This is a genomic window from Gemmatimonadales bacterium, from assembly GCA_036500345.1.
Lineage (GTDB): Bacteria > Gemmatimonadota > Gemmatimonadetes > Gemmatimonadales > GWC2-71-9 > Palsa-1233.
Genome location: DASYCE010000016.1, coordinates 1 through 13457 on the forward strand (window position 1 = coordinate 1; position 13457 = coordinate 13457).

General features: G+C 66.0%; 11 protein-coding genes. 7 read left to right on the plus strand and 4 right to left on the minus strand.

Annotated features, from left to right (window positions below; all coding sequences use genetic code 11):
* The coding region (locus VGM20_08680; protein HEY4100935.1) for a carbon starvation CstA family protein at positions 1 to 1179 on the plus strand (1179 nt) is incomplete at its 5' end.
* Complete coding sequence (locus VGM20_08685; protein ID HEY4100936.1) at positions 1176 to 1385, plus strand: YbdD/YjiX family protein; 210 nt, start codon at positions 1176 to 1178, stop codon at positions 1383 to 1385. The genes VGM20_08680 and VGM20_08685, both read left to right, overlap by 4 nt.
* Here VGM20_08685 and VGM20_08690 read toward each other — a convergent pair whose 3' ends face one another.
* Entirely contained in the window at positions 1386 to 1829 is a 444-nt protein-coding gene (locus tag VGM20_08690; protein HEY4100937.1) for a RidA family protein, read from the minus strand.
* On the opposite strand from VGM20_08690, the gene VGM20_08695 reads away from it, so the two are divergent.
* Together VGM20_08695 and VGM20_08700 are read left to right on the plus strand one after the other, a co-directional pair.
* Entirely contained in the window at positions 1828 to 2280 is a 453-nt protein-coding gene (locus VGM20_08695; GenBank protein ID HEY4100938.1) for a cytochrome c, read from the plus strand. The genes VGM20_08690 and VGM20_08695 overlap by 2 nt on opposite strands.
* Before the next feature lie 17 nt (positions 2281 to 2297).
* A complete protein-coding gene (locus tag VGM20_08700; GenBank protein HEY4100939.1) occupies positions 2298 to 4514 on the plus strand; it encodes a PQQ-binding-like beta-propeller repeat protein in 2217 nt (738 codons plus the stop codon).
* Here VGM20_08700 and VGM20_08705 read toward each other — a convergent pair.
* Entirely contained in the window at positions 4503 to 4976 is a 474-nt protein-coding gene (locus tag VGM20_08705) for a cytochrome c (GenBank protein HEY4100940.1), read from the minus strand. The genes VGM20_08700 and VGM20_08705 overlap by 12 nt on opposite strands.
* A gap of 150 nt (positions 4977 to 5126) precedes the next feature.
* Between VGM20_08705 and VGM20_08710 the strand changes: the two genes are divergently transcribed.
* The 3 genes from VGM20_08710 to VGM20_08720 are packed head-to-tail and all read left to right on the plus strand — an operon-like array spanning position 5127 to position 10278.
* The gene (locus VGM20_08710; GenBank protein ID HEY4100941.1) at positions 5127 to 6752 is read left to right on the plus strand and encodes an FAD-dependent oxidoreductase; all 1626 of its coding nucleotides are present in this window, start codon (positions 5127 to 5129) and stop codon (positions 6750 to 6752) included.
* Positions 6752 to 7858, plus strand: coding sequence for a peptidyl-alpha-hydroxyglycine alpha-amidating lyase family protein (locus VGM20_08715; GenBank protein HEY4100942.1), 1107 nt, complete (start codon positions 6752 to 6754; stop codon positions 7856 to 7858). The genes VGM20_08710 and VGM20_08715 overlap by 1 nt, the downstream gene beginning before the upstream one ends.
* Before the next feature lie 44 nt (positions 7859 to 7902).
* Positions 7903 to 10278, plus strand: a complete 2376-nt coding sequence (locus VGM20_08720; protein ID HEY4100943.1) for a hypothetical protein — start codon at positions 7903 to 7905, stop codon at positions 10276 to 10278.
* A gap of 3 nt (positions 10279 to 10281) precedes the next feature.
* Here the strand turns inward: VGM20_08720 and VGM20_08725 are convergent, their stop codons facing one another.
* Together VGM20_08725 and VGM20_08730 are read right to left on the minus strand one after the other, a co-directional pair.
* The gene (locus tag VGM20_08725) at positions 10282 to 11094 is read right to left on the minus strand and encodes a DUF4159 domain-containing protein (GenBank protein ID HEY4100944.1); all 813 of its coding nucleotides are present in this window, start codon (positions 11092 to 11094) and stop codon (positions 10282 to 10284) included.
* Between the two features lie 24 nt (positions 11095 to 11118).
* Positions 11119 to 13263: a glutamine synthetase III gene (locus VGM20_08730; protein ID HEY4100945.1), complete on the minus strand. Its 2145-nt coding sequence runs from the start codon at positions 13261 to 13263 to the stop codon at positions 11119 to 11121.
* Positions 13264 to 13457 lie beyond the last annotated feature (194 nt).

The window sequence follows — 13457 nt, forward strand, 5'->3', positions numbered from 1 at the left end:
TTCATCAAGATCGGCACCATCGCCGGACTCGCCTTCGGGATCATCGTGACGTTGCCGGAGATGAAGCTGCCGGCGATGACGCAGTTCGTGAACGGGACCGGGCCGGTCTTCGCGGGGTCGCTCTTCCCGTTCTGCTTCATCACCATCGCGTGCGGCGCAATCTCCGGATTCCACGCCCTCGTCTCCAGCGGCACCACGCCGAAGATGCTCGATCGCGAGAGCGACGCGCGCGTGATCGGTTACGGCGCGATGCTGATGGAATCGCTTGTCGCGGTCATGGCGATGTGTGCGGCGTCGATCCTCGATCCCGGCGTCTATTTCGCGATGAACGCGCCGCTCGCGCTCCTGGGCACGACCGGAGCAAGCGCGGTGCAGGCGGTGCAGCACTGGGGATTCACGCTGGCGCCGGGACAGATGGATGCGCTGGCGCATGCGGTCGGCGAAACGACGCTGATGGCCCGCACCGGAGGCGCGCCGACGCTCGCGGTCGGGATGGCGCAGATCCTGTCACGCGTCTTCGGTCAATCGCTGATGGGGCTCTGGTACCACTTCGCCATCATGTTCGAAGCACTCTTCATCCTCACCACCATCGACGCCGGCACCCGCGTCGGCCGCTTCATGATGCAGGAGCTCGGCGCGCAGATCTGGCCGGCGCTCGGGGAGACGTCGTCGTATCCCAGCACCATCCTCACATCCGCGCTGATCGCTGCCGCGTGGGGATGGTTCCTGATCCAGGGCGTGAACGATCCGCTCGGCGGGATCAACTCGCTCTGGCCGCTCTTCGGGATCAGCAACCAGCTCCTCGCCGCGGTGGCGTTGTCGGTCGGCACCACATTGATCATCCGGGTCGGGCGGGCGCGCTATGCGTGGACCACGTTGCTGCCGCTCGCATGGCTTCTCGCGGTCTGCAGCGCCGCCTCGTGGCAGAAGATGTTCGCCGCCGATCCCCATCTTGGATTCATCTCGCATGCCGCGACCATCGCAGCGGCCATTGCCGGCGGCACCATGGAGAGTGCGCGCGGCGCGCGGCTGATCTTCAACGATCGCGTCGACGCGGTGCTGTGCGGACTCTTCCTGGTGATCACCTGGGCGGTCGTCCTGTCGTCGGCGCGGGTGTGGCTGCGCTCGGTGCGGTCGCCCGCCGCGCAGCCGGTGATGAACACCGAGGGGATCGCATGACGCACGCTACCGCCGACGCCCGATCGGCCTCGCGCGCCCGGCAGATCATGACTGCGATCCGCCGGATCGTCGGCATGCCGGATTACGACGCCTACGTCGCGCACCTTCGCGATCACCACCCGGAATGCGTGCTGCCCACCGAACGCGAGTATTACGAGCTCTATCTGCGCGGACGCTACGGCGGCGGCTTCAGTCGCTGCTGCTGACTACCGCGGCATCCCGGCGATGCATTCGATTTCGACTTTCGCCGCCGGACTGACGAGTGCCGCCGCAATCACCGTGGACCGCGCCGGTGGATCCTTGGGAAATGCCGCCGCGTACGCCTGATTCATGCCGCCGAAATCCTTGAGGTCGATCAGGAATACGGTGCACTGTGTCACGTTCTCCATCGTCGTCCCTGCCTTCTCGAGCACGCCGCGCACATTCTCGAGCGCCTTGGTGGTCTGCCCCTGAATGGTGGAATCAGGCGCCGCGCGGCTCACGCCGAGCTGTCCCGAGACGAAGACGAAGTCGCCGAACCGGACTGCGGGCGACAGCGTGGCCGACGGTGTGCCGACCACCTGGCGGACCGGGGCTTGCGCTGACCCCGCGCTTGCTGCGACGATCCATACCGTAAAACTTCCTGCCAACAACTTCCGAAAGCTGGTCATGCCGAACCTCTGCGGGCTGGAGTGTGGCTCGTCGGCGCGCAATTGCGGGCGCCGGCGACGCCGGGGCGGTGTTGCGGTCGCGGTCATTCCGGTATTCCTCGCGATGATCGGCTGCAATCATCGGCCTGTCGGCCTCTACACTAGCGCGCAGGCGACGCGTGGCAAGGATGTCTACGCCGGGATGTGTCTCTCCTGCCATGTCGGGATGGGGAACCACACCGGCGCCAAGTTCCGCGCGCAGTGGAACGGACACGCCGTCGGCGAACTCTATGGATTCATCCATGACAACATGCCGCAGAACGATCCGGCGTCGCTTCCGGACGCCGATTATGCCGCGGTCGTCGCGTATCTGCTTCAGGTCAATGGCATGCCCGCGGGCGCAACGCCACTCCCGCCGGACACGCTGGCACTGGCTCACGATACCATCGCTGTGACACCCGCAACACGCTGATTCCCGGAGACGAAATCATGGCTGCACCGTCGGTCCTGCGTCGAAGCGCCGTCGCTGTCCTGCTCACCGTCACGGCCCTCGCCGGTGTCCCTCGCAACCACGCCGCGGCCCAGGCACGCACTGCGCTGGTTCGCGGCAATGCGCCGGGTGAATGGCGCTACTGGGGCGGTGACGCCTGGAGCACCCGCTATTCGCCGCTCGATCAGATCAACGCCGCCAACTTCAATTCGCTGCACATCGTGTGGCAATGGAAGGCCGGCGATTTCGGTGCAGACGAGTACTACCGCACCACGCCGCTCTATGCCAACGGGCGCATTCTCACCGTGGCGACGACGCACCGCGACGCCTTCGCGATCGATCCCGCGACCGGCAAGACGCTCTGGGAGTGGGTCAATCCCGAGACGATCCGCTATCAGAAGGCGCCGCGGATGTTCGCCGGCCGTGGACTCGCCTACTGGACCGACAATCACGAGGAACGGGCGATCGTGATCACGCCCGGATACCATCTCGTGTCGATCGACGCCAAGACCGGGAAGCTCGACCCGAATTTCGGACACGCTGGCATCGTCGATCTCGAGGAGGGGCTCGGATACCCGCTGGTGCCGCTTGCCGTCGATGACACCGGCGCATTGGTGATCAGTGAAGCGAATCCGGCGCGCCGCGCTCGGCCGGGAGAGAAGTGGGATGCCGCGACACGGACCGGCGCCGACGGCAGCGTCGGGATCGACCCGGCCAACGGCGAGATCGCGTCCAGCTCACCGGCGATCGTGGTCGGCGACGTGATCATCGTCGGCAACTCGTCGATCCATGGGTACTATCCGCTCCACCTGCACAACATTCCGGGATTCATTCGCGGCTTCGACGTCCACACCGGAAAGCTGCTCTGGAAGTTCAACCTGATTCCGCAGGCCGGCGAATTCGGCGCCAATACCTGGACGCGCGGCACCAAGCTCGGCACTCCCGGCGTCGGCAAGAACGATGCATGGGCGCCGTATTCCGCCGATCCTGACCTCGGACTGGTGTATATCGGCGTCGGCGAGGGGCTCAATGATGATTACGGCGGTCATCGTCCCGGCGCCAACCTCTTCGGCAATTCGATCGTGGCGCTCGATGCGAAGACCGGTGTTCGCAAGTGGCACTTCCAGCTCGTGCACCACGATATCTGGGACTACGATGTGCCGATGGCGCCGAATCTTCTCGACGTCACGGTCAACGGACAGAAGCGGAAGATCATCGCGGCGACCACCAAGCAGGGGTGGGTCTACGTCTTCGATCGCGTCACCGGCAAGCCGATCTGGCCGATGCCCGAGACACCGGTCGAGCAGAGCGAGGTCCCCGGCGAGAAGACCTGGCCGACGCAGCCGATTCCATCCCGGCCCGCGCCCTACTCGCAACAGGGACTCGTGGCGAGCGACCTGATCGACTACACGCCCGCGATCAGGGATTCGGCCCGCAAACTCGCCGAGCGCTGCCGCATGGGGCCGTACTTCGTGCCACCGTCACCGGCCGACGGCCACGGTGCGGCCGGACCGGCGAAGTACAGCTGCTCATGGTATGCGCCGGGTGCCGCAGGCGGCGTGAATATCGATGGCGGGACCGCCGCCGATCCCGAAACCGGGATGATCTACGTCGGCGGGCAGAGCGGTGTGCAGCCCCTCGGCATCCAGAAGGATCCCTGCTCCGAGCACGCCTACAGCGAAACGCACAACAGCTGCGGACTCCCCGGCGCGCTCCCGCCGCCGGCGGGATACACGGCGACCGAGACTCCGGGCCGGGGCGGGCGCGGCGGTGGTCGCGGCGGCGCACCATCGATCGGCGGCGTCTCGATCGTGAAGCCGAAGGAATTCGGCGGCGTCACCGCGTACAACCTCAATTCGGGTGACAAGATCTGGTGGATTCCCAACGGCGGGCAGATGCGGCCGGTGACATCCGCCGATCCGCTCTTCGCCGGGATCTCCCTGCCGCCGATCCCGGCCGGCAACGGCCAGGCGCAGGTGATCAACACCAGGACGCTGGTGATCTACGGCACCGGCCGCAGTGGCGGCGCGCCGAACGCGACACCGGAGTTGTATGCGCTGGACAAGATGACCGGCAAGCAGGTCGGCGCCGTCCAGATCCCGTCGAAGACCAGTGCCGTGCCGATGACGTTCATGCACGACGGCAAGCAGTACATCGTCTTCGCAACCGGGGTCGGGTCGAACACGTCGCTCGTGGCGCTGACGCTACCGCGGTAGCGTCACGCGTTGGCGGAGAAGGCGCCTCGTGCCACCAGTGGAGCTGTCGTGGGGAGTGCGAATAGTGATGACGAGCTTCTGCAGCGCGACCGTATCGGCTGCAAGCTCGGCGCTCCCCGCGGGCATGCCGTTGAGCTTGAGGAGATACGCTGTCACGTCGAGATAGTCCTGCTGCGAGAGCGTGCCGGGATCATCATCCGGCATCGTGCTCCGGAGATAATCGAAGAGTGAACGCACGGTTCGGCCCTGCCACGATGTCCGGAAGTCCGGTCCGGTGTGATCGGCCTCGAGATGGCACCGCCCGCACTGGACCTGGTATACCTGGCCGCCACGAACACCCTGCGCGGCGGTGTACATCCCGGCGGCGGTTGCCGCGGCAGCGGAATCCGACTGCGCAGCCGCCTCGCCGGACGTTCCGGCAATCAGCGCGACGACCAGGACTGCACGATGCAGCAACGCCACGAGCACACTCCGATTCGATCGCTGGACCGCACCTGCGAAGTGGTATAATCTCTAGGTATCCCAGCACTTCGCCAACTCCACCCCTGCGACCGCCGGTAGTGCGGCCGCGACAGCCACTTCCGCACTCGCTTTCGTTGACAGGAGTTTGAGATGCCGCGACGCCGTGTTCCAGATCCCGACGTGTCGATCCTCCCTCGCCGCGACTTTCTCAAGGCCGCCGGGTTGGGCGCCGGTGCGCTGATCGCCGGCAGCACCACGGCGCTCGAAGCCGAGGCCGCGCCAAAGCGGCGCACCTTCCCGAGCGTGACACCGCCGTCGTTCCGCGTGATCGTGATCGGTGCCGGCGCGTTCGGTGGCTGGACGTCGTATCACCTCCGCCATCTCGGCGCGCACGTCACGATGGTCGACGCGTACGGCCCGGCGAATTCCCGCGCCACGTCCGGCGACGAATCCCGCGGTGTTCGTTCATCCTACGGCGACAAGGCGGCACCGGTCGGCGAGCTCTGGTCGGCATGGGCGCGCGAAGCGATGCATCGCTGGCCGGCGTTCGACCGCGAGTGGGGACACGACCTCAAATCGCAGATGTTCTGGAAGACGGGCGATGTCTTCCTGCGCCCCGACTGGCAGCCCGATATCAAGCGGACCCGCGAAATCTGGGACAAGGCGAAGGTCCCGCACGAAGTGCTCACCCCGGACGAATGCCGCTATCGCTGGCCGCAGATCAACATCGACAACATCACCGCAATCCTCTACGAACCCGACGCCGGCGTCGTCCGGGCACGACGCGGCGCGCAAGCGGTCGCGTCGGTCGTGACCCACGCGCTCGGCGTCAAGCTGATCATCGCCCACGCGCGCCCCACCGACCCGGTCAACGGCCGCATGAACGAGCTCGCGCTGATCAACGGCGACAAGCTTCGCGCTGACGCCTATGTCTTTGCCTGCGGCCCGTGGCTGCCGAAGGTCTTCCCCGACCTTCTCGGCAACAAGTTCCGTCTCCCGCTCGGTCAGGTGGTGTACTACGGGACACCGCCGAGCAGCGATGCCTTCACCTTCCCCAACATGCCGAGCTTCAACTTCCCCGGCGTCACCGGATGGGTGGCGCTTCCGGAAGACAGCCGTGGCTTCCGCGTGCGCGGCACCGAGAGCGGCCCACGCCCGGCACCCGCGGCAACGGACACCACCGGCCGGGGTGGGCGCGGCGCGGCAGCTGGAGCGACGCCCGGAGCAGCCACCGATTCGGGACGAGGCGCAGGGCAGCGCGGTGCTGCCCCCGCGGATTCGACCGGCCGCGGCGGCGGTCGCGGCGGCGCTGGAGCTGCGACTCGCCCGCCCGCCGATCCCGCGCAGCAGGATCCCGATCTGAGCACGCGGTGGTTCGACATCGCGACGCAGGCGCGCCAGCGCGAGTTCGTCAATCATCGCTTCCCCGGGATGAAGGATGCCCCGGTAGTCGCCACGCACGCCTGTCACTACGAAACGACCAGCTCGCGGAATTTCATCATCGATGTACATCCGCAGATGAGCAACGTCTGGATCGCCGGCGGCGGCAACGCCGAGGCGTACAAGTCGGGGCCGGTCATCGGCGAGTACGTCGCGCGTCGCGTCACCGGCCACCCGGGAGATCCGGCGATCGCCACGCAATTCAAGATCCCGAAGGACGGATATCCCGCACCGGGAACGCCTGCAGATAGCGCCAGCCGTGCCGGGCGTGGCGGCCAACCGATTCCGGCGCGTACCGGCGGCGGATATGACGAGTTCGAGGACGAGGAGTATTGATGCCGCGGCGCCCACGCGCGTTGATGACGGCGTTGGTCACCTGCACCGCAGCCGGAGCGCTCGCGGCGCAAGCGACACCGACCAACGACGCTCCCAATCCGTATCGCACCATTGAGAACTGGGCCAAGCTTCCCGACGGTCGCACCTGGGGATCGACCAGCGGCGTCGCGATCGATCGCGACGGATCGTCGGTCTGGGTCGCCGAACGCTGCGGTGCCAACAGCTGCGCGTCGTCGGATCTCGCGCCGATTCTCGAATTCGACGCGTCCGGTACCCTGGTTCGATCATTCGGACAGGGGATGTTCGTCACCCCGCACGGGCTTTTCGTCGATCGCAACGACAACATCTGGGTGACCGATTGCGCCTGCACCGGTGCCGGGCGCGGCGGTGGACGAGGCCGCGGCGCTGATACCGCATCTGGACGCGGCGGACCACCGCCGGCATCACCACCAGCGACCACCGCACCGCGCGGCGATCTCGTCTACGAGTTCTCCTCTGACGGCAAGCTGCTCCTCACGCTCGGCACCCCAGGCGGCGCGCGCGAGCCGGGATATTTCTTTCAGCCCAACGCGGTCCTCGTCGCGCCGAACGGCGACATCTATGTCTCCGAAGGGCACTCCTCCGCCGCCGGCGCCACCGCGCGCGTCCTCAAGTTCGACGCGCACGGTACCTTCGTCGCCAGCTGGGGGAGCAAGGGAAACGGGCCAGGGCAGTTCGACCAACCGCACGCGCTGGCGATGGATTCGCGCGGCCGGCTCTTCGTCGGCGATCGCGCCAATAATCGGATCCAGATCTTCGACCAGAGCGGCAAGCTCCTCGACACCTGGTATCAGTTTTCGCGGCCGAGCGGGATCTACATCGACCAGCATGATTCGATCTACGTCGCGGATTCCGAATCGGGGAGCATCGCCCGCGATCGCACCGACTGGAAGCGCGGCATCCGCATCGGCAGCGTGCACGACGGGAAGGTGATCGCGTTCATCCCCGATCCCGTCGAAACCGCGACGAACACCAGCGCCGCCGAAGGAGTCGCCGTCGACGTGCACGGCGTGATCTACGGCGCCGAGGTCGGTCCGCGCGCCCTGAAGCGATACATCAGGAACTAGCCGGCGCGATTGTCGCCGGCCGACGTCAACTCCGGAGCCGCTCCATGATCGGAATGCGTCCGCGCCTTGTCATCGCCACCATGGCGGTCGTTGCCGTGGTGGTCTCCCAGCGCACGCACACCGTGCGCGCCGCAACGCCGCGCGCAGCGGGCCCGGCGCCGCATTTCACCGTCGATCCGTTCTGGCCCAGGCCGCTGCCGAATCACTGGCTCCTCGGCTCCGCCACCGGCGTCGCCGTCGACTCGCACGACAACGTCTTCGTGCTGAACGTGCCGACGTCGTTCAATGCACGCACCGAAATCGGCGGCGCGACAACACCGCCGACCGGCAATTGCTGCTTCCCCGCCCCACCGGTCCTCGAGTTCAATCAGGCCGGTGAATTGATCGGACACTGGGGCGGTGCCGGCTCCGGGTACGACTGGCCTGCGACGCCATCAGGGATCGCACTCGATGCCGACGACAACGTCTGGATCGGTGGCAGCGGTGTCGCCGACGGACAGATGCTGGAGTTTTCGCACGACGGCAAGTTCATCCGGCAGATCGGCAAGCCGGTCACTCCCGCGCGTGACAGCACACCTGGCCGCGGCGGTGGACGTGGACGCGGCGGCGGGGTGCAGGGTCCTGTCGCACAGCCACCCGGCAACAGCGCTGATCTCAATGCGTTCGGCGCGCCGGCGGGGATCGCCTTCGATGCAGCCGCAAGACTCGCCTACGTTGCCGATGGGTACCGCAATCGGCGGGTGGCGGTGCTCAACCTCGCCAACGGCACGATCGAGAAGGTCTGGGGCGCCTACGGAGCACTCCCCGACGATCGTGCAGCGACTCCCTACGCCTCAGACGCTCCACCGGCAAAGCAGTTCGCGGCGCCGGATTGCGTCCACGTCGCGACCGACGGCACCATCTACGTCTGTGATCGCGGCAACGACCGTATCCAGGTCTTTCACAAGGATGGCTCGTTCGTGAAGGAACAGACCGTCGCCGCCGGGACGCGTGGCGAAGGATCGGTCTGGGACATCGCCTTCTCGCGCGACGCGGCGCAGCGATATCTCTACGTCGCCGACGGGATGAACGAGCGGATTCACGTCCTCGATCGCCAGACACTGCAACCGATCACCGCTTTCGGCGACGGCGGACGCTATCCTGGGCAATTTCTCGCGGTGCACAGCCTCGCCACCGATTCACACGGCAATCTTTTCACCGCCGAGACGTACGAAGGGAAGCGGGTGCAGCGCTTCATCCTCGGCGGCACGCTCGCAAATCCGCCGGCCGATCAGGGAACGGTGTGGGGCGCGGCAACGCACGTCGCGCCGCACGCCGCACCCTCGGCGACCGTGGTGGCGCCACGCTTTGCCGTCGATCCCCAGTGGCCCAAGCCCCTTCCCCATCATTGGGTGATCGGAATGACCGTCGGCGTTGCGGTTGACGCGCACGACCACGTCTTCATCGTGCAGCGCCCCCGCAGCGTGAATCTCGCAACGGAGGCTGGCGGCGCGGCGAATCCCGCGACCGCCGACTGCTGTATACCAGCGCCTCCGGTTCTCGAGTTCGATCCCGCGGGAAATCTGGTGAATTCGTGGGGCGGCGCGTCGCCACAGTACGACTGGCCCAATGGGACCGGCGCATCCGGTGAGCACGGCATCGCCATCGATGGCCAGGGCAATATCTGGCTCGGGAGCACCGGCGTGACCGACCGTCAGATCCTCAAGTTCACCCACGACGGCAAGTTCATTGCGCAGTTCGGCAAGCCGTCGGCCGGCAAGAACTCGCTCAGCACCACCGACTTCGCCGGCGTCGCCACGATGTCGTTCGACGACAAGGCCAACGAGGCGTTCGTCGCCGACGGCTATCGCAATCGCCGCGTCGTCGTGATCGACATGACCACCGGCGCGGTCAAGCGCTTCTGGGGAGCGTACGGTCACAAGCCCGATGACGACGACAACACCGCGTACGTCCCGGGCGGGCCGCCGTCACAGCAATTCGGCAACCCGGTCCACTGCGCCATGCTCGCCAACGACGGACTGCTGTACGTGACCGATCGCAAGAACGACCGCATCCAGGTCTTCCACAAGGACGGCACGTTCATCAAGGAAAAGATCATCGCGCCCGAAACCCTCGGCGACGGCTCGGTGTGGGAAGTCGCATTCTCACGCGATCCCGCGCAGAAGTACATGTACATCACCGATGGCAAGAACGAGAAGATCTACATCATGGATCGCCAGTCGCTCGACGTCCTGACCACCATCGGCGACGGCGGGAGGCAGCCCGGCGAGTTCTTCGGCGTGCACAGCATCGCCACGGATTCGAAGGGGAACATCTATACCGCGGAAACCTACGAGGGACGCCGGCTGCAGAAGTTCAACTACCAGGGAATCGGACCCGTCGCAAAGGGCGATCAGGGCGTCACCTGGCCGGTGAAGTGACCCCTAGTGCGACATCGAGTAGATCAGGTAGTTGACGCCGAGCTTGTACGCTTCGTTGTCCTGCGGCACGGGATAGCGTCCCTGTGCCGCAAATTCCCAGTAGTCCGAGATGTCGGTGTTGAAGTTGATCATCGCGAGCAACCGCTTGCCGGGATCGTTGTCGTCGTAGATTCCGCGAAGCAGCGGCGGCCCCGCATCGTACGCCTGCGGCAGGATGTTGAATGAGTTGATCTCGAAGAACGAATGGAAGATCGGATCGGTCGGCTTCAGGTCCACGACCCGGCCCTGCGGCAGGATCCGCCGCATGTTCGCCGCGAATCCATCCCAGCCAATTCCCCCGAACCGCCCCGGATCGCGAAAGTCGTCGAAGATGATGAATCCGCCCTTCTCCAGATATTTCCGGAGATTGAGCGCGTCCTTGTCCGACAGTTCCCAGAAATCGGCCTCCGCCATGTACGCGACCGGATACTTGAAGAGCTTCGGATCGCCCACATCGTACACGACGCCGGTCTCGAGCCGAGGCTGCGCCGTGCTGAGCGAATTCAGGATCTGCATCAGGTTCCGCTCGGCGAGGTCATAGCCGTGCGCCCACGGCGGGAGACCGCGATAGTAGTACGGGTTGCCGGGGCCGCCCACCGTATAGCTCAGCCGGGCGAATGTGAAGCGACCATCGTACGGAATGTTCTCGATGGAGAGATTGACCGGCGCAAACGACCGGCGGCCGAAGCCTTGTGCGGATGCAGGGTGAAACCCCGCTCCACACAATGCCACGGCCGCCAGAATCCCGCCGAATCGCGCCATCAATGAATCGTGCACCGGCCGCGCCGGAACGCAAGTGCGCTACTTGAGGAAGAGCAGCTCCCGGTAGGTCGGCATCGGCCAGAGATCGGCCGCGACGTGCGTTTCGAGCTCGTCAACCGCTTCGCGGAGCGCTGCCATCGCCGGGCGCACCTTTGCCCGGAAATGCGCCGCGTGGCGCAGCGGATCATCGTCCTCATGCGCGGCGGTCGTCTCGACCGCAACCAGTGCCTTGCGGGTGGAAGTGACCAGCGCCGCGAACGCCTCCAGCGCCTTCACCGTGTCGTCGCAGTCGACGCCGGCACTCTCCGTGGCGGTGACCGCGGCAGCAAGCTCGGTCTGCTGCCGGATCGCCGCCGGTAGCACCATCGTCCGGGTCATCGTCGTCATCATCTCGGCTTCGATGCCAAGCTGCTTGACGAACTTCTCCACCGCGATGTGATACCGCGACTCCACCTCGGCCTTGGTCAGCACGCCGTACTTCTTGAACAGGTCGACCGTCTTCTTCGCCTTGAGGACCGGGAACGCCTCGACCGAATCGCGCAGGTGCGGGAGACCGCGCTTCGCCGCTTCCTTGTGCCAATCCGGCGAGTAGCCGTCGCCATCGAACACCACGCGCTTGTGTTCCTTCACCACCCGCTTCAGCACGCCCAGGACCGCGCCCTGCAGCTTCGCGGCTGTCGGGTTGGGGCCGGCGGCCTTCTCGAGTTCGGTGGCGAGATAGTCCAGCGATTCCGCGGTGATGGCGTTGAAGACCGTCGTCGGCCATGCCACCGATGCGGTGGACCCGACCGCGCGGAACTCGAACTTGTTGCCGGTGAACGCGAAGGGAGAGGTCCGGTTGCGATCGCCCGAGTGCCGCGGGATCTGTGGCAGCGTCAGCGCACCGAGGTCGAGCGTGCCGCCCTTGATGGTGCGCTTCGGCAGTCCCTGCTCGATCTGCTCGAGGATGTCGGAGAGCATGTCGCCGAGGAAGATCGAGATGATCGCCGGCGGTGCCTCGTTGGCCCCGAGACGATGATCGTTCCCGGCGGCGGCGATGGACGCCCGCAGCAGGTCGGCGTGAATGTCGACGGCGCGAACCACCGCGCAGAGGAAGGTCAGGAACTGCATGTTGCTGTGCGTGTCGTCCTGCGGATCGAGCAGGTTGACGCCGGTGTCGGTCGACATCGACCAGTTGTTGTGCTTGCCGCTGCCGTTCACGCCGGCAAAGGGCTTCTCGTGCAGCAGTGCCTTCAGGCCGTGCCGGTCGGCGACGCGACGGAGGATCTCCATCAGCACCATCTGGTGGTCGCTGGCAATGTGCGCCGTCTCGAACAGCGGAGCGACCTCGAACTGCAGCGGCGCGACTTCGTTGTGCCTCGTCTTGACCGGCACGCCGACGCGGAAGAGCTCTTCCTCGGCGTCGGCCATGAAGTTGAGGACCCGTGCCGGAATCGCCCCGAAGTAATGGTCCTCGAGCTGCTGGCCCTTGGGCGGGCGCGCGCCGAAGAGCGTGCGCTCGCAGGTGATCAGGTCGGGACGCGCCGAGAAGGTGGACTTGTCGATCAGGAAGTATTCCTGCTCGGGCCCGAGCGTGGTCTGGACGCGCGTCACGCCGGCGTCGGTGCCGAAGAGGCGGAGGATGCGCATCGCCTGCTTGGACAGCGCCTCCATCGAGCGGAGCAACGGGATCTTGGTGTCGAGCGCCTCGCCGGTCCACGATACGAACCCGGTCGGAATGCAGAGCGTGACGGCCTTGCCGTTGCGATTGAGGAAGGCCGGCGACGTCGGATCCCACGCCGTGTAGCCTCGCGCCTCGAAGGTGCCGCGCAGGCCGCCGGACGGAAACGATGACGCGTCCGGCTCACTCTGCGTCAGGTCGGTCCCGGAGAAGTTGTAGATCACTCCACCCATTCCGTCGGGCGACACCAGCGAATCGTGCTTCTCCGCGGTGAGCCCGGTGAGCGGCTGGAACCAGTGGGTGAAGTGCGTCGCCCCGCGCTCGACCGCCCAGTCCTTCATGCTCGCCGCCACGATATCGGCGATCCGCGGGTCGAGCGGCTCGCCCAGGTCGATGGTGCGCAGCAGCGATTTGTAGACCGCCTTGGGGAGCCGCTTCTGCATGACATGCTTGGAGAACGTGTCGACGCCGAAGAGGGCATCGACACGGGAGGTCGGCGAAGTGGGGACGGACGGATCGGTCACGCGCGAGGTCCTCGGGCTGGGGTCGGCAAGCGGAAGGCGAAGAACATAGCGAGTGGGGCGCTGTGCGCAATCTTGATTAGGCGGCTAACATAATGGGAATTCCAGCGATAGAATGCGGCTTTGGCGATACTCAATCTTCATGGCATCAATAAATAGCCGACTATCTTGATTCGATGTTTCGCGCCGTTCTCCGG

Excerpts from the sequence above, each read along its gene's own strand:
- VGM20_08685 (HEY4100936.1), top strand. The coding sequence starts at position 1,176 with ATGACGCACGCTACCGCCGACGCCCGATCGGCCTCGCGCGCCCGGCAG.
- VGM20_08695 (HEY4100938.1), top strand. The coding sequence starts at position 1,828 with ATGCCGAACCTCTGCGGGCTGGAGTGTGGCTCGTCGGCGCGCAATTGC.
- VGM20_08690 (HEY4100937.1), bottom strand. The coding sequence starts at position 1,829 with ATGACCAGCTTTCGGAAGTTGTTGGCAGGAAGTTTTACGGTATGGATC.
- VGM20_08700 (HEY4100939.1), top strand. The coding sequence starts at position 2,298 with ATGGCTGCACCGTCGGTCCTGCGTCGAAGCGCCGTCGCTGTCCTGCTC.
- VGM20_08710 (HEY4100941.1), top strand. The coding sequence starts at position 5,127 with ATGCCGCGACGCCGTGTTCCAGATCCCGACGTGTCGATCCTCCCTCGC.
- VGM20_08715 (HEY4100942.1), top strand. The coding sequence starts at position 6,752 with ATGCCGCGGCGCCCACGCGCGTTGATGACGGCGTTGGTCACCTGCACC.
- VGM20_08720 (HEY4100943.1), top strand. The coding sequence starts at position 7,903 with ATGATCGGAATGCGTCCGCGCCTTGTCATCGCCACCATGGCGGTCGTT.